The sequence below is a fragment of the Planctomycetota bacterium genome, assembly GCA_035384565.1.
Taxonomy (GTDB): domain Bacteria; phylum Planctomycetota; class PUPC01; order DSUN01; family DSUN01; genus DAOOIT01.
The window spans coordinates 14,428-36,019 of sequence record DAOOIT010000039.1; the positions used below are offsets into that span (position 1 = coordinate 14,428).

The 21,592-nt window shown below is 69.5% G+C and carries 14 protein-coding genes, 1 tRNA gene and 1 pseudogene; 3 read left to right on the forward strand and 13 right to left on the reverse strand.

Annotated features, from left to right (window positions below; all coding sequences use genetic code 11):
• The 6 genes from PLE19_14920 to PLE19_14945 form a co-directional block, all read right to left on the reverse strand.
• On the reverse strand, window positions 1-1,257 hold the full coding sequence (locus tag PLE19_14920; GenBank protein ID HPD16244.1) for a hypothetical protein: 1,257 nt from the start codon (window positions 1,255-1,257) through the stop codon (window positions 1-3).
• Window positions 1,258-1,665: 408 nt separating this feature from the next.
• Window positions 1,666-1,989 (reverse strand): hypothetical protein, encoded by a 324-nt coding sequence (locus PLE19_14925; GenBank protein HPD16245.1) that lies wholly within the window; start codon window positions 1,987-1,989, stop codon window positions 1,666-1,668.
• A gap of 85 nt (window positions 1,990-2,074) precedes the next feature.
• A tRNA-Met gene (locus PLE19_14930) sits at window positions 2,075-2,149 on the reverse strand.
• A 51-nt stretch (window positions 2,150-2,200) separates the two neighbouring features.
• On the reverse strand, window positions 2,201-3,145 hold the full coding sequence (locus PLE19_14935; protein ID HPD16246.1) for a nucleoside hydrolase: 945 nt from the start codon (window positions 3,143-3,145) through the stop codon (window positions 2,201-2,203).
• 132 nt (window positions 3,146-3,277) lie between these two features.
• Window positions 3,278-4,693: an MATE family efflux transporter gene (locus PLE19_14940; GenBank protein ID HPD16247.1), complete on the reverse strand. Its 1,416-nt coding sequence runs from the start codon at window positions 4,691-4,693 to the stop codon at window positions 3,278-3,280.
• 149 nt (window positions 4,694-4,842) lie between these two features.
• A complete protein-coding gene (locus tag PLE19_14945) occupies window positions 4,843-7,221 on the reverse strand; it encodes an alpha-L-arabinofuranosidase C-terminal domain-containing protein (protein ID HPD16248.1) in 2,379 nt (792 codons plus the stop codon).
• 905 nt (window positions 7,222-8,126) lie between these two features.
• Between PLE19_14945 and PLE19_14950 the strand changes: the two genes are divergently transcribed.
• Window positions 8,127-9,968, forward strand: a complete 1,842-nt coding sequence (locus PLE19_14950) for an MBL fold metallo-hydrolase (protein HPD16249.1) — start codon at window positions 8,127-8,129, stop codon at window positions 9,966-9,968.
• Window positions 9,969-9,974: 6 nt separating this feature from the next.
• On the opposite strand, the gene PLE19_14955 is transcribed toward PLE19_14950, so the two are convergent.
• The 7 genes and pseudogenes from PLE19_14955 to PLE19_14985 all read right to left on the reverse strand — a co-directional run bounded on the left by PLE19_14955 (window position 9,975) and on the right by PLE19_14985 (window position 17,275).
• Window positions 9,975-11,048, reverse strand: coding sequence for a hypothetical protein (locus tag PLE19_14955; protein HPD16250.1), 1,074 nt, complete (start codon window positions 11,046-11,048; stop codon window positions 9,975-9,977).
• A gap of 52 nt (window positions 11,049-11,100) precedes the next feature.
• Window positions 11,101-12,420, reverse strand: a complete 1,320-nt coding sequence (locus PLE19_14960) for a cytochrome ubiquinol oxidase subunit I (protein HPD16251.1) — start codon at window positions 12,418-12,420, stop codon at window positions 11,101-11,103.
• 48 nt (window positions 12,421-12,468) lie between these two features.
• A complete protein-coding gene (locus tag PLE19_14965) occupies window positions 12,469-13,086 on the reverse strand; it encodes a hypothetical protein (protein HPD16252.1) in 618 nt (205 codons plus the stop codon).
• A 38-nt stretch (window positions 13,087-13,124) separates the two neighbouring features.
• A complete protein-coding gene (floA, locus tag PLE19_14970) occupies window positions 13,125-14,126 on the reverse strand; it encodes a flotillin-like protein FloA (protein HPD16253.1) in 1,002 nt (333 codons plus the stop codon).
• A pseudogene (locus PLE19_14975) lies at window positions 14,103-14,414 on the reverse strand (flotillin-like FloA family protein). The gene floA and the pseudogene PLE19_14975 overlap by 24 nt, the downstream one beginning before the upstream one ends.
• 28 nt (window positions 14,415-14,442) lie before the next feature.
• Window positions 14,443-14,973, reverse strand: coding sequence for an NfeD family protein (locus PLE19_14980; GenBank protein HPD16254.1), 531 nt, complete (start codon window positions 14,971-14,973; stop codon window positions 14,443-14,445).
• Between the two features lie 16 nt (window positions 14,974-14,989).
• Window positions 14,990-17,275: an NfeD family protein gene (locus PLE19_14985; GenBank protein HPD16255.1), complete on the reverse strand. Its 2,286-nt coding sequence runs from the start codon at window positions 17,273-17,275 to the stop codon at window positions 14,990-14,992.
• A 134-nt stretch (window positions 17,276-17,409) separates the two neighbouring features.
• Here PLE19_14985 and PLE19_14990 point away from each other — a divergent pair, with 134 nt between their 5' ends.
• Both PLE19_14990 and PLE19_14995 read left to right on the forward strand, forming a co-directional pair.
• Window positions 17,410-18,372 carry a uroporphyrinogen decarboxylase family protein gene (locus PLE19_14990; GenBank protein HPD16256.1) on the forward strand — a complete coding sequence of 321 codons (963 nt, stop codon included), beginning with the start codon at window positions 17,410-17,412 and terminating at the stop codon, window positions 18,370-18,372.
• A 66-nt stretch (window positions 18,373-18,438) separates the two neighbouring features.
• Window positions 18,439-21,561 (forward strand): NPCBM/NEW2 domain-containing protein, encoded by a 3,123-nt coding sequence (locus PLE19_14995; protein ID HPD16257.1) that lies wholly within the window; start codon window positions 18,439-18,441, stop codon window positions 21,559-21,561.
• Window positions 21,562-21,592 lie beyond the last annotated feature (31 nt).

The following is a 21,592-nucleotide window of genomic DNA, read 5'->3' on the forward strand; positions in this document are numbered from 1 at the left end:
TCAGGAGCCAATCGCAGAAGAACAGCCGCCCATCACCTGGGCCGTCGAACAGGTGTCGCCCACCGGCCAGCAGGTGGAGCGCATCCGAGATGGCCTGAGCATCGTGTTCGAGCTGCTCGCCCGCCGGTACCGCAGGGAGCACGGCCTTGGGAACCCACCGCACGCGGGGCAGGAATCGCCTTGACTACCGCGGCAGAAGATGCCCCTATGTCCCCCCGACCGGGCCACCACAGGAAAGGGGACGCCATGACCGACAAGACGAGAACGCGGGGCAGCAAGCCTGCCGTAGGCTACGCGCGGCGGTCCACGGACCGGCAGGAGCAGTCGCTTGGCGACCAGCGGAAGGTCGTCGAAGCCTATGCCCAGAAGGCCGGCTATGGGATCCTGGACTGGTACACCGATGATGCGATCAGCGGCGCAGGGGCCGACGACCGCGCAGCGTTCCTGCGGATGATCCAGGACGCCCAGCAGCCCAACCGTCCTTTCGACTACATCCTCGTGTACGACGTGAAGCGGTTCGGCCGCCTCGATAACGACGAGACCGGCCACTACCGCTATCTGCTCCGCAAGGCAGGGGTCGAGGTCGTCTACGTCGCCGAGAACTTCAACGGCGATGACACGGACGACCTCCTCCTGCCCGTGAAGCAGTGGCAGGCGCGGCAGGAACTCCGTGACCTCTCGAAGGTGACCATCCGCGGGCTGTTGAGCAAGGCCGACGACGGGTCGTGGATGGGTGGGACGCCGCCCTTCGGCTATGACCTGGCCTACTACAACGCCCGAGGCGAGTTCCTGATGGTCGTCCGCTTCATGCCCGACGGCACGAAGCAGGTGCTCAACGAGAAGGGCGAGCTTCAGCGGGTGATCAACCGGGGGGATGCTCTGCTGACCTCCAAGCAGGACCGGGCGCGCCTGGTGCTCAGTGACCCCGCGCGCGTGGCCGTGGTGCGGGAGATGTTCCGCCTCTACGTCCGCGACGGCCTGGGCTACAAGAAGATCGCCGACCACCTGAACGGCAAGGGCATCCCGTCGCCACGCAATGGCCAGTGGTCGGAGATGCACAGCGACGACTGGGCCATGACCAGCATCCGCGACATCCTGATGAACCCCGCCTACGCCGGCGACGCGGTCTGGAACCGGAGGTCCTTCGCCAAGTTCCACAAGATCAGCGGCAAGGCACCCGCCCCCACGCCGAAGGTGCGCCGGCGCGCCATCGACAGGAACGGCGAGCAGGACTGGATCGTCACGCGTGATGCCCATCCTGCCATTGTCCCACGGGCGATGTTCGAGAAGTCGAAGGCCCTCCGCCGAGAGCGCCGGCGCCGGTCTACCCAGACCTACCGCGGCGGACGCGGCGCCAAGTCGAGGTACCTGCTGACCGGGGTGATCGTGTGCGAGCGTTGCGGGCACAGATGGCAGGGCTACACGACGAAGGGAGGGAAGCCGCGGAAGGACGGCTCGCACAGCATCAACGAGTACTACGCCTGCGGCGGCTACGTGATGAAGGGCACGACGATCTGCGAGCGGGACATCATCCGCAGGGACATGATCGAGGGCCTGCTGGTCAACACCATCGGCAACCACATCCGCCGCATGGTAGAAGCGGCGGACCCCTCCGAGTTGCGGGGCGTCGTGAAGCAGTACCTGGGCGTCACCGAGGAAGGTGCGTCAGAGCAACTCCTCCGCCTGCGCGAGCAGAGGGAACAGGTCCGAGCGAAGATCAACAACATCCTGGACAACCTGACGCGGGAGAACCGCGAGTTCGCCGACCAGCGCATCGCCGAACTCAAGCAGGAATTGATGGACATCTCCCCGAAGATCGAGGAATTGGAGCGGGCCGCAGGCGCGCACGTGGACCTCGACGAGGCCATGCGCGCGGTCGTCGAGATGCTGCGCTCGTTCGCGGACGTGATGAAGGAAGGGACGATTGACGAGCAGCGGAGGGTGATCCGGGCGTTCGTAAGACAGGTTCGGCTCGACCCCCAGAATCATGAGGGCCGAGCCGAAGTGTTTGCCCTGCCAGACTTTGCGAGCCTACCTCGCTTCGAACCCGCGATCTCGGATTCTTCTTTTCACTTGGTAGCGGGGGCTGGATTCGAACCAGCGATCTTCAGGTTATGAGCCTGACGAGATACCACTTCTCCACCCCGCGGTGGTGCGTGTATTATAACCATTCCCCTCGGATTGTCAAGGCGGCGTTGGGTCAATCGGCGGCCTCGCCCGAGGCCGTCGCCCGACGGGCCAGCTTCGTGAACAGGTCGCGGAAAACCGGGTCGCGTCGCACGTGTGTGGCGAACCGCACGAAGTGCCGCGAGCGGTCCTCGCTCCAGGTCACCTGGTCGGTGAGGATGGGGCTGTGGACGAGCTCCGTGGGCACCCACGAGCCATCGAGCAGCCAGGCAATGCCGGCAATGTCCCAGATCACTTTCGACCAGGCGAAGTGGTCGGCGTGGTAGGCCTTGAAGATGTCGGCGAGGTAGTCGCCGATCGCGCCCTGCCCCGCCACGTAGCGCTCGATTTCGGCCACCGTGGTGAGCAGGTGCGATGAGACGCCGGAGCAGGGAATCTGCACCAGGGGCACGCCGCAGTCGAGGATTAGGCGCGAGGCGTGCAGGTCCTGCTGGAGGTTGAACTCGCGCGCGGTGGGCCAGTGGAGGGGCTGGCCGCCGAGCCATACCACCACGATGCGCTCGATGATGGCCGGCTCGAGGAGGATGGCGGAGGCCACGTTGGTGATGGCGCCGACGGCGACGACGTAGAGCGGCTCGTCGCCGCCCGCCCGCAGGGCCTTCGCCACCAGGTCTTTGGCGGCGTCGCTCTCGCGCGGCTGGTCGCGCCCGGGCAGGTAGCCCGCTGAGCCGCGGAAGGCGAAGCCCTCGTGCGCCACGCCCAGCCGGGCGAGCACGCGGAGGATCTCGTCGTAGCTCTTTTCCATGCCGTCGGCCGGCCCACTCGACCGCGGGTTGAAGAACGGCGCGGCGTAGATGGCCTCAACGCTCAGCCGCTCGGGCGACAGCAGCGCGTGCACCACGGCGAACTGGTCGTCAATCTCGTTGTAGGTGTCGGTGTCGAGCACCATGCGCACCTTGCCGCTGGGCGGGCGCAGGCGCTCCAGACGCCGCGCGTCGGACAATGTGGGGAATCCCATGTGAGTCTCCTCTGGCTCCTATTGTGACGCCGAAGGGCCGCCTCAGGGGCCAATCCCCCGGGCGGGGAATCTGTGCTTTCTGTCAACCGGACGGCCGGCGTGCGCGATGGCCGCCCCCAGACGGCGAACTCCTCAAGGCTCTTGGGCGCGGTCTGGCGGCGGCGCGTTGCCCAGGGTGGCGACGCCGGCCTCAGGACGTAGCGGCGGGTCGGCGGCCCCGGCCGCCGTGGCACGGAAGGCACGCTCTACCCACGCCAAGCCAATCGCGCCGACGGCCAGGTCCGTCACCAGGCGTCCGAAGAACACGCCCCGCAGTCCGGCCAGCCACGCGCCGAGGAACGACAGCGGGATCAGGAACCCGACGACCCGCAGGGCGTTGAGCAGCGAGGCAGAGACGGGCCGGTGCAGGCCCGTGAGGAAGAACGTGCAGTAGCGGTGCACCTCCATCATTCCGTAGCCGAACGAGATGATGCGGATGTAGGCGACCAGGGTGGCGATGACTTTGGGGTCGTCGCTGAAGGCTCCCGCGAGCGGCCGCGCGCCCAGGAAGAACGCCACGGCCACGGCGCCGCCGTAGAACAGGGCGAAGCGGGTGGACGCGGCTTTGGCCTCGCGGACGCGGTCCATGCGCCTTGCCCCGTAGTTCTGGCTGATGAACGGCGTGAGGGAGATCCCCAGCGCCATGGGGATGACGAAGGCGAACATTTCGATGCGCCCCGCCGCTCCGCTGGCCGCGACCGCCTCGTTGCCGAACTCGCTCAGGATGCGTGTGATGACCCCGGCCGAGATGGGCATCAGGATCAGGCTGAGGATGCTGGGCACCCCGAAGCCTAGAATCCGCTGGAATGAGGCGAGGTAGTCGCTGAATGGCCATTTCCGGAAGACGAGCAGCCGATGCTTTCGCAGGAGCAGGAGAAGCAGCCACGCGGTCGAGACCCCCTGCGCGATCACGGTGGCCAGCGCTGCTCCCCGTATTCCCATCGCCGGGAAGCCGAAGTATCCGAAGATCATGACCGGGTCGAGCACGAGGTTCAGCCCGGCGCCCAGCATCATGAACCGGCTCGCCGCCTTGGAATCGCCCGCGGAGAGGAGGATTCCGTTCCCCAGCATCGGGAGCGACATGGAGACTGCGCCCACGTACCACGTGCGCATGTACTCGCCGACCAGCGGGAGTGTGGCCGCGTCCGCGCCCAGCCGGCGGAACAGGGGGCCGATGGTCAGGTACCCTCCCACCGACATCACGGCCGTCACCACCAGCGTCAGAGCCATGCCGTGCGTCACCAGCCGCGCCGCGTCTGCATCGTCGTGCCGGCCGATTGCGTGCGACACCAGCGTCGTCACCCCTACCCCGATTCCCCGGGCCACGCACGACAGCAGCATGACCACCGGAAAGGTGAAGCCCATCGCGGCCAGGGGCAACGTCCCCAGCTTCGCCACGAACCACGTGTCGGTGAGGTTGTAGGCATTCATCGCGAAGGTTCCGGCCAGCATGGGAAACGCCATGCCGAACAGCGTGCGCCGGACGCTCTGCTGGACGAGGACGGACACGAACGGTCGCCTTCCGTGGGATTCTGGGGCCGCCCTGACTTTGCCCGGCCCCGATTGTATGGCCGCAGGAAGGAGGAGTCAAAGGCGGGTGGGCCCGCCGCGCGGGGTGTGGAGCGGTGCGAGGCGGCTCCGGCAGGGCTTCTGGCAGGTCACTCGCAGCGGATTTCGACCACCCCGCAGGAGAGCGGGGGCAGGGTGAATCGCAGCGTCGAGCCGTCCTGCTGCACGGTGCCGGGTTGGGGCTTGACTGCGTCGCGGGCCTCGAGGGTGTTGCGGGCGTCCAGCGCGCCGGGCGCCACCAACTGAAGCGTGGCCTTGCCTGCCGAGGCGCCCGCTACCTTCAGGGTCACCGGCACGGCTGCGTCGGACGGGTTCACCGCCTTGAGGCGCAGCGTCTTGCCGTCGTCAGACCGCGTCGCGACCGCGTTCAGCGGCCCCCCATCGCCCTCCAGGGCAATCCGCTGCGGAGCGTAGTGATCGCGCCAGAGTTTCATGACGACGTAGTTGGGCGCCGGGAACCACGTGCGGTGGTCGAAGTTCACGAAGGCGTTGTCCCAGGCGGTGGCCGAAACGTGGCGGAGGAAGAGAGCCGGCCCGCCGATCTCCAGCACGTCGCCGCAGCGTTCGAAGGCGTTGAGCAGGCCGCCGCAGTAGAGGCCGGTCCGCCAGTCGGTGCTCTGGGCGTTCCACTCGGAGACGTAGATCTTGAGCTTCGGGTTCTTCGAGGCGGCGATCAGTTCGCCCGTCTTGCGGAAGAACCGTTCGTAGGCCAGCGGGCCGTCCGCGTAGCGGTTGGGGTTCTCGTAGTGGTGGATGCTGAGGTAGTCAATCTTGTCGCCGCACCGCTCGATGAGCACGCGGTTCCAGGCCAGGCCGTTGCCGCCGTCGCCGTAGCCGGCGCTGCCGCAGGCGGCGAGCCGGATCGAGGGGTCGGCCTTGCGCATCGCCGGGGCGAAGCGGTTCACCCACTCGGCGTAGGTCTCGGCGCCCATGGCCCAGGTCTCGTTGTCAATCTCCCAGTACTTGACGCGGTAGGGCTCGGGGTGGCCGTTGGCCGCGCGCACCTTGCCCCACTTGGAGTCGGCGGGGCCGTTGCAGTATTCGATCCAGTCGAGGGCCTCCTGGAGGAAGTCGTTGCCCACGACGCCTCGGTTCCATTGGGGCGTGCCGATGTTGATGACCACAAGCGGCTCGGCCCCGACGCGGCGGCACATGGCCACGAACTCATTGGTGCCGAAGGAATTGACGTCCCTGTCGTCCCAGATGTTGATCGGGTGCGGCCCGCGCTTGTGTTGCGGCCCGATGCCGTCCTTCCAGCGGTAGGGCGAGGCGAAGCAGCCGCCGGGCCAGCGGATGACGGGCGGCCGCAGCTCGGCGATGGCCTGGAGGAGGTCGGGGCGATAGCCGCCGGCCTGCCGCCACGACTCGGGCATCAGGCTCACCTGGTCGAGCCACACCTTGCTCGGCCCGCGTACGCCGATCTGAAGCTCGGCGTTGTCGGCCGAGGCCGAGGGCTTCAGCTCGAGGGGGAACTCGCGCCACGCCGGGGTGGGCGCGGGCAGGGATTGCTCGGCCAGCACCTTGCCGTCGGCCGCCAGACGCACGGCCAGCCCGCCGGCGGCGTCGCCGCGAGCCCAGAGGGAGCCGCGGTAGACCTCGCCCGCGCGAATGGCCATCGGCTGCTGCGCCAGCCCGCCGAGTCCCTCGGTCACTTCGATCTGCCGGCACCGGGCGCCGTTCAGGGGGTTGTCGGTCACCACCGGCGCTCGCGCGGCGCCGAACGGGCGCCACGCGGGCGCGATGCCGGCGTCCTGCTTCGGCAGCGGCGGGAGCCCCTCGTGGAGCACTTTGCCGTCGAGCGACGTGACCCTGAAGTTCCGGAACTGCGCCTGCGTTTGCCACGTGCCCACGCCGGCCCGCCCTCGGGTGGGCCCCTTGCCGTCGTCGGTGTAGTCAATGGCCGGTTGGTCGTCGAGCCAGAACTGCACGCGCCGGCCTTCGCAGCGGGCGCGGATGCGGTACCAGCGGCCGGTCTCGATCCGGCCGTCCAGGCGGCGCGTGACGGGGCTCCAGCGGCCTTGGCCCCTGACCCCGCGCTCGAGCGCGTGGCCCACGTTGCCCCAGCCGCCGAAGTTGGCCCAGTAGAACTCCCGGTCGTTCAGCGCCCGCACGAGGATGAGGAACCCCTCGTCGCCGCCGGTCTTTCGGGCCTCGACGGTGAACTCGTAGTCCGCCCACTGGGGGTCGCCGAAGACCAGCCGCACGTTGTCCCCGCCGCCCTCCTGCGCGAGGCAGCCCTCCTGCTGCGACCAGTGGGCGCCGCCTCCGCCGCCCTCGAAGCTCCGGTCCCACACCAGGTCGCCCCACAGCCCGCCGTTGCACGAGTGGTAGATGTGCTCGAGGAAATGGCCGTAGACCTTCTCATCAATCCGGTTCAGCGCGCGGTCGGCCTGGAGGGTGAGCGCGACCTCGCCCGCGGAGGCGCCCGCGGTCGCCAGGAGCAAGAGGACCAGGAGCACTCGACTCATCATCGGGTTCCTTCTAGTTGGGGGGGGCGTAGCAGGGCCGCCCTCATCTTGCTTCGCCCAATCTGGAGGCAGGCGTGAGCATCCACGCTTCTCCCTTCCGCTGACTTCATACATATCATCAACGGCGGAGGCGGTCAAGTGCCGGAGGCTTCACGGGGTGTGGCCCCCAACCCTGTTGCGGTGGTCTTGGACGAGCGAGACGCTTCTCGCTACGCGGGAGCCCGCCGCCAGATTCGCGGCCGGAGCAGTAACTGACGGCGGGAGGCTCGGCACCGACCGCGCGTTGACCGCGCCAACTGCTCCGCGGGGCACGGGCACGGGCGTCCATACTTGCTCACCCTGAGGGGGAGAAAGTGAGCAAGTATGGGTGGAAGGGCGAAAACCGGCGATTCTCGCGTTTCCGGGCATACGGCGCCCGTCCCGGCGATGAGCAGGTATGGGTAGAAGGCCGAGAATCGCCGATTGGCGGGCAACCTGTGCCAACGCCCGTGTGGGCACAACCGGGGCGACCCGAACCTGGCCGCCCTTATGTGATGGACAACCTGGCCCCGGCGCGCAAAGCCCATCGTGCACAACGCAGATATTACTCCGGCCGCGAATCAGTTTGCAGGGGCCGGAGCCACGCTGCGTCGGGCAAGGCTTCAAGTGTAGCCGCAAGCGTCCCGCTTGCGGTGGTTTTCGACAAGCGAGACGCTTGTCGCTACCCAGGAGAGTGCAAACAGATTCGCGGCCGGAGTAGTATGACCCCGGGGGCCGCCGGGTCGTGCGGCGTGCTTGCAGCCAGGGAGGCGCTCGGCTAGGATGGGGCGGCAGGGGCATTCGATGAATGGATGGGTGGACGAGTGGATGGGTGTCAGGCAATCATCCAATCATCCAGTCATCCCCTTTGCAGAAGGAAGCACCGCATGGCAGAGAACGTGGTCAAGCTCAGCGAGCATCTCTCGGTCTGGCGCGGGCACATCAATGTGGGCATCATCCGCGATGGGGAGAAGGCGCTGCTATTCGATCTGGGCGACGGCTCGGTGCTGCCGGCGCTGAAGGAACTCGGCGTCAAGACGGTGGACACGGTGCTGCTGTCGCATCATCACCGCGACCAGGTGTGCGGGTTCGCACTGCTCGACAAGGGCGTGCGCATCGGGGCGCCGGAGGCGGAGGTGCCTCATCTGGCGAAGGTGGATGCCTATTGGGCCGACCGAAAGAGCCGCTGGGGGCTGATTGACTTCCACCCCTTCCGCCATGTGCTGGCCGAGCCAATCCGGGTGGACGCCACGTGTAGGGACGGCGAGTCGTTCGCGTGGGGCCCCGCGCGGATCACGATGCTGGCGACGCCCGGCCACACCGACGGCTCAGCGACCTACCTCGTGGATGTTGACGGCCTCCGCGCCGCGTTCGTGGGCGACGCGATCTACGACGAGGGACAGGTCTACGACCTCCACAGCATGCAGAAGGGCAACAAGTTCGTCTGCGACTACCACGGCTTCATGGACACCCGCCCGGCGCTCCTCGCCGGCCTCAACCGCGTGAAGGACGCGAAGCCAAGCATTCTCATCCCCTCGCACGGCAACCTGATGCGCGACCCGGCGAAAGCGATTGACTTGCTGGCGCAACGGCTTGACAAGTGCTACGACCGCTACGTGGCCGTCTCGGCCCTCCGCCACTACTTCCCCAAGATGTTCGAGGCCTACGACGGCCGGCCCGGCCACATGCCCATCCGCAAGGGCAAAGAGGCGCCCGCCTGCCTCCGCCACCTCGACACCACGTGGATGATCGTGTCGAAAGACAAGGCGGCCTTCGTGATTGACGTGTGCAACGCCAACACCGCCAAACGCATCCAGCAGATGGTGGAGAAGGGCGACGTCCGTTGGATCGAGGCCATCTGGATCACGCACTACCACTACGACCACATGGAGGGCATCCCCGACCTGGTGAAGGCCTACAACTGCCCCGTGATCACCGACACCCACGTGGCCGACGTGGTGTCGAACCCCCTCGGCTGGCGGCTCACGTGCCTCTCGCCGATCCAGGTCAAGGTGGACCACCCGACGAAGGACGGCGAGAGCTGGCAGTGGCGCGAGTTCAAGATGACCGCCTACCACTTCCCTGGGCAGACGCTCTACCACAGCGGCCTGCTCGTCGAGGGCGAGGGCCTGCGGATGCTCTTCGTGGGCGACTCCTACACGATGTCGGGCATTGACGACTACTGCGCCCACAACCGCAACTGGCTGGGCAAGGGCCTCGGGTTCGACCACTGCCTGGAGCTGACGGCCCGGCTCAAGCCCACCCACATCTTCAACGAGCACGTGGACCCCGCCTTCGATTTCACCGACGAAGAGATCGCCTTCATGCGGGCGAACCTGGCCGAGCGCGAGAAGCTCTTCGGCGAGATCGTGCCGTGGGACCACGCGAACTACGGCATGGACGAGCCGTGGTGCCGCTGCTTCCCCTATGAGCAGAAGGTGGCGGGCGGGACGTCCCCGTCCCGCGAGATTCCCCTCTCCGTCATCTTCACCAACCACTCGGCCGCGGCGTGCGAGGCGGCCTGCCGCGCCGTGTTGCCCACGGCGTGGGGCGGCGGGGCCACCGACTGGTCGAAGGCCACGATTCAGCCGAAGGCCGACGGCGAGGTGAAGCTGACCCTCCGCATGCCGCTCGGCGCCAAGCCCGGCCGTCACATCATCCCGGTGGATGTGAAGTACGGCGCGCGGGACCTGCCGCAATTCGCCGAGGCGGTGGTGGAGGTGGGATGAGCGGGGTCACGCCTTGGCCGCGGGAAGGGACATCTTCACCAGCCAGCCGATGACGCCCAGGCCCGCGACGAACACCACGGCGAACATCGCGAAGCTGCTCCACTCGGGGTGCGCCGGCACGTCGGAGAGCGAGAACACGGGCGCCAGGGCCGCCCGGCGCAGCGCGTCGCGCGTCAGAGCCCACGCCAGCAGCCCGGCGAATTGCACGCCCGCCACCGCCAGCGGCGCTCCCAGGCCGCCGCCACGCCAGGCCAGCACGCCGGCGGGGATCACGGCCAGGAACGCGATGGTCGCGGCCCACCACAGCGCCCCTCCGCCCTCCGTGGCCATCAATTGCGCCCGCTGCGCGGCCGGCAGCGACGCCATGAGCCAGAGCCAGAACACCAGTTGCACGCCCAGCAGGGGGAGCGCGACACCCAACCCCTCGCGCCGCCCCGCCGCGGGCAGCAGGCCCGTCTGAGCGAGGATGGCCGCGATCAGCCCGCCCGTCGCCACGAAACCCGACAGGGCGAAGGCCACGCGCGGCACGAGCGCAGGGTCGCCGGTGAACAGGCGGTTCATCCCCCGCGCCCACGCGGCTTGCCAGGTCTCGGGGCTCTGGGCGAGGGTGGCGTTGCTCGACAGGATCACCGCTGCCTTGGCCAGCACGAGGAGCGCGAGCGCGGGGAGCACGAGGCCCAATGGCTTCCCCTCCGCCTGGCGATGCCAGCCGAACCACAGCAGCGCGAACGCCGCGAGCAGGAGACCCAGCATCCCCAGCCACCACCAGCCGAGCAGGATGTTAGCCGTGTAGAAGAACTGGCCGTAGAGCACCTGCACGAAGAGCAGGGGGGCGATGCCCAGCGTCATCGCCATCGAGAGGAAGAACGGCAGGAACGGGGTCAGGCGGCGGCTCAGCTCGGCCAGGTCGGGGTTTGCCCTGGCCCGCCGCGCGTTGGCCAGCAGCAGCGCCGTGCCGCCCACGACGCCGCCGAGAAACGTCCAGTGCAGGGCCAGCGTGAGGGCCATCAGCGCCTGCGCGAGCCACGGCGGGGCCGGCAGGCCGAGCATGTCGTACGAGGGGATCAGGTTCGCGCTCAAAGGGTTCCCCCTCTCAACCTCCCGCGGGTTTGAAACCCGCGGGAGGCTTTCATCATTTTCTCAACGACACCAGGTAGTCGGCCAGGGCCTCCTTCTCGGCGTCGGTGCCGGGGAAGGGGGGCATCGAGAGCTTCACCTCGTGCATGCGGTCGAGCAGGTGGCGGATCGTCTCGCGCGACCAGCTCCGCACGAGCGGCCGCACCGCGTTGTAGCCGTCCACCGAGTGGCAGCGGAGACACGCCGCGCGGTACACGGCCTCGCCCTGCCCGAGGGTGTCGAGCTGGCCATATGCCTTGCCCGGCGGGAGCGCCCAGGGGCAGGACGCCACGACGCCCTGGGCGCGCGTCCGCGTGATGTTGCCCCGCCGGTCGAGCGTTGCGGCGGTCTCGGCGGTCACGCCCGTCGAATACATGAAGCCTTCGATGATGTAGGGCCGCCGCAGCCCCTCGCGCACGAACTCGAAGGCGCCGTAGGCCACGAAGGCCACGAGCACGGTGACGAGGGCCTGCACGGAGGAGACGGCATGGTCGCGCCGCCAGGCGGCGAGCGCGGCCCCGAGCCACAGGATGGCGAGGCTGGCCGCTCCGAAGCCCCCGAAGATCAGCATCGCCGGCCCGGCGCCCAGCACCACCTGCTGCGCGCGCTCGGGGATCACGGCGAACGCCCAGCCGAGCAGGGGGAAGATGAGGACGGCGGGCAGAATCATCCGGTAGGCCAGGCCCACCACCCGCTCGCGCACGCGGGCGTCGGCGCCCCGGACGAAGGCGGCCAGCGCCACGGCCCCCGCGCCGGCGAGCGCGAACGCAGCCAGCGCGCGGACCAGGGTGGTGGGGACGTACGACGGGTTGAGGAGCGCCTTCCACACCGCCCCGGGCGCGTGCGGCGCCCAGCCGCCCGGCGTGAGCATGAAGCTCAGGATCGCGTTGATGATGACAAGCGTGAGCAGCGAGGCGCCGGCGAACACCCAGCCGATGCGGTTGTGCACCTCGGCCCGCACGCGGCCCCACGTGAAGAAGTAGAGGAAGATCGAGACGACTTCGATCAGGAATAGCACCCACTCGGCCGCCCAGTCCCACACGAACTGGTGGATGAGCACGCTGATGGCCCTGGGACTGACGAGGGCCACGGTGAACCAGATGCCGGCGCCCGTCACGGTGCCCAGCACGTAGGGCACGAGCAGGATGAGCAGGGCATACTTCTTGAGGAAGGCGAGGGTGGCCTCGTCGCCCTCGCGGATGGCGCGGCGTTCGGCCAGGGCCACGAAGAAGCCCGACCCCACGGAGAAGTGGGCGATGAAGGCGTGGAAGATCGCCACCTTGGCGATCAGCAGGCTGCCGCCGAGCAGCGGCACGTCGAAGATCGGGTACTCCACGGCGGCCTCTCCGTTGCTTCGCCCGATGGCCGAGAAGCTGCCCCCGGCTCACAGGAGGTCGCGGTCGCAGGGCAGCCGCTCGAGGTCGGGCCGCCGCAGGATCTCGGCGAGGACGATGCCCCGGCGCAGGTCTGCGGCCGTGGGCCGACCGCCGAGGACGGGAATCGGCAGCGGCGCCGTCGGCAGCGCCACCGGCTCGGCCTGGGCCGGCGGGCCGGGCTCTTGCGTGGTTTCGGGTGCCTGGGCCGGAAGCACGGCATGGGTCGGCGCCGGCCGAGCGCGCCGCGGCGGCTTGGGCGGCGGGACCTGGATCGCTGGGCCAGCCGTCGGCGGTGCGGTGACTCCAGGCCCGCGGTAGGCTGCGGCCGGGACGGCGGGCTTGGGCTCAGGCTTGGGTGCGGGCAGCGGCGGGGCCGGGCGACGCGGCGGAGGCGGCGCGGGTCGCTCGACCTTGATGCCGAGGCTCTCGAGGTAGCGCGCGATGTCGTCGGGCCCGGCCACGTGCACCTGTTCGCCTTCCGCCGCCTCGTCCTCGGCCGGCTCCTCGCCTTCGGGCCCAGCCTGGCGGCGCGCCTGCTCGGCGCGCCGCTTGGCCATGGCCTGGAGGATGTTCGGCAGGATAAAGAACAGGAACAGCACGATGAGCCAGACGATGAGGCGTTCCATGCTTCCCTCTCCCCCGCGGAGGGGGCGCGGGGGCCGCGCTACTGGGTGCCCTGGGTGCCGCCTTCGGGCGTGCCGCCGATGGCCTGGCGCATCGCGGTGTCGGCCTGGATGTTGCGCAGGCGATAGTAGTCCATGATGCCGAGGTTCCCGCTGCGGAACGATTCGGCGATGGCCAGGGGAATCTCGGCCTCGGCGGCCACGACCTTGGCGCGCATCTCCTGGGTGCGGGCTTTCATCTCCTGCTCCTGGGCGAGGGCCAGGGCCTTGCGCTCCTCGGCCTTGGCCTGGGCCACCTTCTTGTCGGCCTCGGCCTGGTCGGTCTGGAGCCGGGCGCCGATGTTCTGCCCGATGTCCACGTCGGCGATGTCAATCGAGAGAATCTCGAAGGCGGTGCCGGCATCGAGGCCCTTCGAGAGCACGACCTTGGAGATGCGGTCGGGGTTCTCGAGCACCTCCTTGTGCGAGGCCGAGGAGCCGATGGTGGTGACGATGCCCTCGCCCACGCGGGCGATGATGGTCTCTTCGGTGGCGCCGCCGATGAGGCGGTCTATGTTCGCCCGCACGGTGACGCGGGCCTTGGCCTTCACCTCGATGCCGTCCTTGGCCACGCCGGCCACGGTGTCCTTGCCGGCGGAGGCCCGGGGGCAGTCAATCACCTTGGGGTTGACCGAGGTGGCCACGGCCTCCTCGACGTCGCGGCCCGCGAGGTCAATGGCCGCGGCGCGCTGGAAGTCGAGCGGGATGCCTGCCCGTTTGGCCGAGATGAGGGCGTTGACCACCTTCTCGACGCGGCCGCGGGCCAGATAGTGGGCCTGGAGGGGGCCGAGGGTGACGTCGAGCCCCGCCTTGTGGGCCGCCACGAGGGCGTTGGTCACCACGCTGACGTCGCCGTTGGCGAGCTGGAACGATTCGAGGTCGCGGCTCTCGAGCCGCAGGCCGGCCTTGTGCGCCATGATGAGGGAGCGCACGACGATCGGCAGATACTTCTCGCCCACGCCGCGGCCGCCCAGGGCCAGGTAGTGCGCCTCGAGGCCCCGCACGGGCAGCTCGATGCCCGCCTGCTTGGCGGTGATGCGCTGCTCGACGACGAGGGCCGAGTTCACGCGGCGGAACTTCATGCCGATCAGCTCGATGAACGACACCCGCGCGCCGGCGGCGAAGGCCTGGATCCACAGGTTGAAGAAGCTGATGATCACGGCCAGCAGCACCAGCAGCACCAGGATGCCGATGGCGATGGGGATCCACAGGAGCCCCAATCCTTCGGACGGCCCGGCCTGGGCCAGCAGCAAGGCACCCACGGGCGTTGCAAGGCTCGGCGTCGGCAGCATGGCCTCTCTCCTTCTCCCGCTGGGGGGTTTACACCTGCACTCTGCGGACCACCACGCGGTTGCCCTCGACGGCGATCACCCGGATGCGCGCCCCGGCGTCTACCAGCGCGCCCTCGCTCACCACGTCCACCCGCCGGCCCTGGATCAGCGCCACGCCGGCCGGCCGAAGCTCCGACTGGGCCACCCCCTCCAGCCCCACGAGCGGCGACAGCTCCTTCTCCACGGTGCCGCCCTCGGGCGTGAGCGCGGCGGTCTCGCTGGCCGCCGGGGGCTCCGGCGCGCCCTCGTCGCTCGGGTGCCGCAGCACGAGGCCGCGGCCCCACGACGTGCGCGGGATGTACTTCAGCCCGAAATACAGGATGGCGATGCTGGCGGCGGGCGCCACGATGGCCATGGCGATGGCGCCCCCGGGCCTCTGCGGATCGTACACGCCCCAGATGCTGAAGGCGAAGCACACGATGGCGCCCACGGTGAGCACGCCGAACGACGGGAGGAACACCTCGAGCACCACGAGGAGCACCCCGACGGCGAACAACACGATGGCGAACCCGAGCGACAAGGGGGCTCCTCCGGCATCAGACGGCCCGACGCACCACCACGCGGTTGCCCTGCACGGCGGCGATCTCCACCGGCTCGCCCGCGGCGATGAAGTCGCCCTCGGTCACCACGTCCAGCGGCTCGCCGCCGAACTCGGCGCGGCCGGCCGGCCGCAGCACGCTCAGCGCCTTGCCCCGTTTGCCCAGCAGCTCGCGCGCGCGGCGTTCCTCCTCGGCCGGCGAGGGGGGCGGCGACACCGACTCGGTCACCGCGGTGGGCGCCGTGGAGGGCGGCGGCGCCGCAAGGATCATCTTACCCAGGTACGGCGCGCGATGCAAGTAGCGGCCCAGCAGCAGGGCGCCGATGAACACCACCGCCGCCGCCAGGCCCATCTGCGCGATGCTCGAGCGGAAATCCACCCATTCCCCCGGTGTCGCCGGGATGGTGAATCCCTGGAACGACAGCAGCACGCTCACGAGCATCAGCGCCAGGCCCGACACGCCCAGCACGCCGAACCCGGGGGTCACGAAGAGCTCGATGGCCAGCAGCACGAGGCCCACGAAGAAGAGCAGGATCTCCCAGACCTCGGCCAGCCCCGCCGCGTACTTGCCGAAGAAGAACAGCGCGATGAACGCCAGCCCGATCAGGGCGAAGAGGCCCGACGTGCTGCCCTGCGTCTTCAGCTCGATCAGGATGCCCAGCACGCCCAGGCTCAGGAGGAACGGCCCCACCAGGTCGAGCCAGCGTACGAGCTTCTCCGACCAGGTCCACTCGAGCGTGACCACCTCGCGGCCGGCGAGGCCATAGAAGCTGAGCAGCTCCTCGCGGCTCCGGATCGTGGCGCTCGAGAAGCCGAAGTGTCTGCCTTGCTTCTCGTTCATCGTGAGCAGCTTGCCGCTCTCCAGCACCTTCCGGGCGCTGCGCGGGTCCTTGTAGCGGGCGAACTGCTCGGGCGAGCGGAGCAGGTTCTGGTAGTCGTTGGCCGTGAAGTATTCGAACTTGCCGTCGAGGGTTTCCAGCTCGTAGACCTCGGTGCCGAGGGTGACCATGGCCTCGACCAGGGCGCCGGGGTACTTGCCCTCGCAGAAGTTGAGGAAGCGCGCGCGGAGGTACGAGTCGATCTTCTCCGAGCGCAGCATCTCGCCCGACGTGCCCTCCACCACCGCCGAGTCGCCCAGGACCGAGCTCTCCTGCATGACGATCTCGGAACAGGACACGGAGATGAGGGCGCCGGCCGAGATCGCCTCGCGGTTCACCCAGGCCACGGTGGGGCACGCGGTGAAGGCGAAGATGAGGTCGGCGATCTGGAGGGCGGGGTGCAGCGCGCCGCCCAGGGTGTCCATCTCGAACACCACGAGCGCCGGGTTCATGCCCCTGGCCGTGGCCAGGCGGCGGCGCACCGAGTAGAGCATGCCCTCGCCCACCATGCTGTCGAGCTTGATGAAGACCACCTTGTCGCCGCCCGGCGCGGGCTTAGCGCGGGGCTTGGGGCGGGCCTCGTCGCCCGTCGCCGGCGCGGCGCGGGCCATGGGCTCGCCCTTGGGCCTGAAGGCGAGGAGACTCGGCAGGGCCACGCCCAGGCGGGCGGCCGCCTCTTCGGCGCTCTTGAGCGTGCCGCCCGAGAGGCCGAGGCGCTCGAGGTCGGCCGCGCCCAGCTTCGGCGGCGCGTGGGGGGCCGCCAGCCGCTCGCTGCGCACGATGGGGCTGGGCGGCGCGGCCTGGAGCTTGCGGAAATCCTCGGCCAGGTAGAAGGCGGGCTGGCTCTCGCGGCCCTCGAAGGCTACGGCATATACCTCGAGCGACGGGTCCGCGAGGGCCTGGTAGAAGGCGCGCAGGCGCGGCCTCCGGGCGCTGAAGGTCTCCAGCGCATCGGCCAGCTTCTTGCGGTCGGCCTCCGAGGCGGCGGGCGTGAAGGCCTCCGGGGCCAGCGGCACGAGGCGACCCTTCTCGGTGGCGAACAGCCTGTCGCAGGCCAGGGCCACCAGCGTGTCAGAGGCTGACCCCGGCTCGCGCACCAGGGCGGCCGTCTCGATGCTCTGCTTGTGCAGCGCCTCGACGGTGTTCGCAATGGCAAGAGCCGGCCCCACGGCGCCGGCCTGGGTCTGAAGCTCCAGCACGATGAGCGAGGGCGCCGCCGTGCGCATCGCCTCGGCCAGCCGCTGGTGGAACGACTCGACGAGGAACTCGTCGAGACGGCCCTGGAGCGGGATGTGCGCGGCCTTGCGCCCCTCGGGCGCGTCGGCGGCCCCCGATGCGTTCAACGCCGCGGCGGCACAGGCCAGCCAACACAGCAAGCGGGTCATGCGGGCGTCTCTGGGCGTCATTCGTCTCTTCACCCCTGCTCTAAGACTATCAGCTTGATCCGGGCGAGTCAAGCGCGCTTGCCAACCGAGCCTGCGCATGGTAGCGTGGGCACCGGAGGTGGGAGGACGTCCCGGTGCGCCGAGGGGCGATGACTGTGCGAATCCCGTTCTCTCCTTCGGTCTACGAGCACGCGGCCGCGCTGATCGGGCGGACGCCGTGGGAGGTGTCGCGTGATGCGGACCTGCTTTTCGCCGCGCACCGGGCCGCCTGGCGCGAGTACCGCCACTCGCCCGTCGTGGTGGGCATTGACCTCTACAACCTGGAGGCGGAGGCCTATGGCGGGCGCGTGGTGGAGCCCGGGGGCAACGGCATCCCGGCGATTGCCGAGCCGCTGGTGAACTCGCTCGACGCCGCGCGGCGCCTGCGGCCCCTGGACCCGCGACGCGACGGGCGCATCCCGATGGTGCTCGGCGTCGGCCGGCGCCTCGCACGCGAGTTGCCCGAGGCCGACGTGCGCATCCCCGTCAGCGGCCCCTTCTCCATCGCCGTCAGCCTGCGCGGCGTCAGCGGGCTGCTGGAGGATGTCGCATTGGAGCCGAGCGCGACGCGGGAATGGCTGCTCTGGCTCGCCGAGAACCAGGCGGCCTTCTGCGAGGCCGTGGCCGAGGCGGGGCTCGACGTGGCGTTCTTCGAATCCGCCGCCGCCCCTCCCCTGCTCTCGCCGCGGCAGTTCCGCGAGGTCGAGTTGCCCGCTCTCGGACGGGCGATGGCGATTGCGGCGGACATTGCCGGCCACCCCGTGCCGTGCGTGATCGGCGGCGACACCGAGCCGATCCTCGGCGACATCCTGGCCACGGGCACGGGCTACGTCATCTGCCCGGCCGAGACGGACCAGGCGGCCTTCGTCGCCCGTTCGGCGAGCCATCCGCACGTCAAGGTGCGCATCAACCTCGACCCGCACACGGTTGCACACGGGAGCCAGGCGGAGATTGTGCGCGAGGTGGACCGCATTCTCGCCCTCGCGGCCACGCGCCCCAACTGTTTGCTGGGCACGGGCGCCCTGCCCTATGAGACGCCGCCCGCCAACGTCAAGCTCATCCGCGACTACGTCGCTTGACTTTCCATCCCGTGGCTGGTTTGATCGCCAAGGGTGATCTCCGCCACCGGGCATTGAGGGGCAGGCATGCGCGCTATCGCCGGCATACTCGCTGCCATCGCCGCTGCCGCACTCGGCGCCGAGCCGAAGGACGCCTGGGGCGTGAAGGGGCAGGTGCCGCTGAAGCTCGAGGCGCTGTTCGACAACGACGCCATCGCCGACGCCCAACGCCGCTCCGACGGCAACTTCGATTGCCCCGACCACGCGGCCGATATCCCCGGCTCCGTCTTCCCCGCCGAGAACCTGCCCGCCACGGGCAGCAAGTTCTCCTTCGACGGCGTGCACTTTCTCTTCCCGAGCAAGGAGCGGGGCGACTTCAACAACGTGTCGTGCAACGGCCAGCGGCTCGAGGTGCCGCCGGGGCGCTACACGGCGCTCCACCTCGTCGGCGCCTCCGAGAACGGCAGCTTCCGCGACGTGTTGTCGCTGGCCTACAAGGAAGGCCCGGCCGAAGCCGAGCTGGCGCTCCGCGACTGGTGCCAGAAGCCGGCCGAAGGCGACCGCGTGGCCTTCGAGGCGCCCTGCCGCTACACCTGGTCGAGCGAACGGCGCACGATGGTGCGCGAGGAGACGGCGCCCCGCCTGTGGCTCGTGCGGGTCGGCCTCGACCCCAAGAAGACCCTCGAGGCCCTGTCGCTGCCCTACAACCGGCGAATGCACGTCTTCGCCGCTACGCTCGAGGCCGCCGAGTGGACGGAGGAGCAGGCAGCGTATGCGCGGGACGCGGCAGAGCACTACGCGGCGCTCGACCGCCGCACAACGGTGTCCGCCGACAACGTGCTCCGCCAGTTCGCCGCCCTCGGCGACCAGATTGACCAGCGCATGGCTCTGGGCGGCCCGCTGGTCCGCCAGCTCGGGTGGCTCCGCACCCAGGTGGCCCACTGGCAGCACCGCCTGGCCGACGTCTACTCCTTCTTTGGCGCCGCCACGCAGGCCACGCGCGCGCTCCAGGGCCTCAGCAACGACTTCCGCGCCCTCACGGCCGGCAACGACCCTTTCCGCGACCGCCGCGGCACGATCCTGCGCTCCTATCGCTCCGAAGCCGACGGCTCGCTCCAGAGCTACTCGCTCGGCGTGCCGGGCGACTACCGGGCCGACAAGCCCTTCCCCCTGCTCGTCACCCTCCACGGCCACGGCTGGTACGCGCCCTTCCAGGGCCACCCCGCCCGCGTGGACAACGGGGTGCTCACCCTGGCACCCCACGGGCGCGGCAGCCAGGACTACATGCTCCTGGCCGAGGACGACGTGCTGGCGGCGATTGACGACGTGGTGCGCGACTACTGGGTGGACCTCGGCCGCATCGTGGTCGAGGGCCACTCGATGGGCGGCACCGGCTCGTGGCACCTCGGCGTGCATCATCCGGGTCGTTTCGCGGCCATCGCGCCCGTGTGCGGCAACGCCGACCGGCGGGCGTGGGACGCCTGGAAGCCGCAGCGCCGCCGCGTGCGCTACGAGATGCCGCCCCGCTTCGCCGAGCTGCGCCACTGGCTGCTCGACAGCATCGAGCCCGTGGCCTACGCCGGCAACCTGCTCAACTTGCCCGCCCTCGCCGCCCACGGCGCGATGGACGACGTGGTGCCCGCGGCCAACTCGCGGAACATGGCCGAGGCGGCGGCGAAGCTCGGCTGCCCCGTGCAGTACCACGAGTTCCCCACCGTGCGCCACTGGGGCTTTCCCAACGACTTCTATGCGAAGCGCTGGGACTGGATGCTGGCCCAGCGGCGCGAGCCCGCCCCCGAGCGCGTGCGCTACAGGACGGCCCGCCTGCGGCACGACGGCGCCTACTGGGTGCGCATCCTGCGCTTCGCCGAGCCGCTCCAGTTCGCCGAGATAGACGCCCGCCACCTCGGCGACGGCCGCTTCGAGGTCGCCACCTCCAACATCGCCGCCTTCTCCCTCTCCAACCTCCCGCAGGTTCCAAACCTGCGGGAGGTCAGGGTGGATGGGCAGGAGGTGCGGGTGAAGGGCCATGAGGCCACGCTCGTTCGCTCCGCCCGCGGCAAGTGGTCCGCTGGCGAACTTCCCCGCGGCCTGGCGAAGCACAAGGGCCTGGAAGGCCCAGTCGCCGACGCCTTCCTCGGCAGCTTCCTCCTCGTGCGCGGCACCACGTCGCCCGACCCCTGGGAGCGCGAGGTCATCGCCCGCGAGGTCGAGGCCAAGGCCCGCGACTGGGAGCGCCTCTATCACTGCCGCCCCCGCGTGAAGGACGACACGGCGGTGACCGACGCCGACGTGGCCGCGCACCACCTCGTCCTCTACGGGGGCCCCACAGCGAATGCCCTCGCTGCCAAAGTCGCCCCCAAGCTCCCCCTCAACCTCCCGCAGGTTGGCAACCTGCGGGAGGTTAGGGTGGGTAACAAGACCTTCAAGGGCGACGACGTGGGCGTGAAGCTCTGCTACCCGAATCCCCTCAACCCCGAGCGCTACGTGGTCATCTTCGCCGGCCTCTCCCCCAGCGCGCTCGACCAGATCAACAACCGCTTCGGCAACTGGCTCGGCTGGGGACCCTACGACAACTACGACTGGTTCGACTACGGCGTTTTCGACGCCCGCACCGTGTCGCCCGAGACCTTTCTGTGCGTGGGCTTCTTCGACCAGGCTTGGGAGCTGGACGACCGCTACCAGTTCCTCGGCGACGACGCGGCGCGGGCCGCTACGGTCCCCCAGAAGGTCCCCACGCTGCGCACCCTGCCCACTCCCGCGCCCGACGAGCTGTTCCTCAGCGACCTGATGCCGTCGCTCGTGGACCAGCACAAGGGCCTCGTGGGCTACGACCGCTCGCACCAGGGCAACCCGCTGACCATCGGCGGCAAGAGCTTCCCTCGCGGCCTCGGCGTCCGCGCCCCCTCGAAGGTCGAATACCAGCTCGACGGTCAGTATGCCGTCTTCCGCGCCACCGTGGGCATTGACCTGGAGGACGACCTCGAGGCCACGCCCGCCCGCGACCGCGGCGAGCGCGTGCAGTTCGTGGTCCATGGCGACGACAAGCGCCTCTACAGCTCCGAATGGCTCAAGTGGAACTCGAAACCCGTGGCGGTCGAAGTGGACCTTCAGGGCGTGAAGACCCTGCGCCTGGAGGCCGATTGCAGCGCGTCGCGCTGGCTCGTCGGCAGCGCCGCCTGGGCCGAGGCCCGCGTGGGCAAGAAGTGATCTTGACGCCGCCGCGGCCCCGTGGCACAAT

Coding starts and splice junctions, on each gene's coding strand:
- PLE19_14985 (HPD16255.1), bottom strand. CDS start 17,275: ATGACGCCCAGAGACGCCCGCATGACCCGCTTGCTGTGTTGGCTGGCC.
- PLE19_14995 (HPD16257.1), top strand. CDS start 18,439: ATGCGCGCTATCGCCGGCATACTCGCTGCCATCGCCGCTGCCGCACTC.
- PLE19_14920 (HPD16244.1), bottom strand. CDS start 1,257: ATGGGCATCACGCGTGACGATCCAGTCCTGCTCGCCGTTCCTGTCGAT.
- PLE19_14935 (HPD16246.1), bottom strand. CDS start 3,145: ATGGGATTCCCCACATTGTCCGACGCGCGGCGTCTGGAGCGCCTGCGC.
- PLE19_14945 (HPD16248.1), bottom strand. CDS start 7,221: ATGAGTCGAGTGCTCCTGGTCCTCTTGCTCCTGGCGACCGCGGGCGCC.
- PLE19_14925 (HPD16245.1), bottom strand. CDS start 1,989: ATGATTCTGGGGGTCGAGCCGAACCTGTCTTACGAACGCCCGGATCAC.
- PLE19_14965 (HPD16252.1), bottom strand. CDS start 13,086: ATGGAACGCCTCATCGTCTGGCTCATCGTGCTGTTCCTGTTCTTTATC.
- PLE19_14950 (HPD16249.1), top strand. CDS start 8,127: ATGGCAGAGAACGTGGTCAAGCTCAGCGAGCATCTCTCGGTCTGGCGC.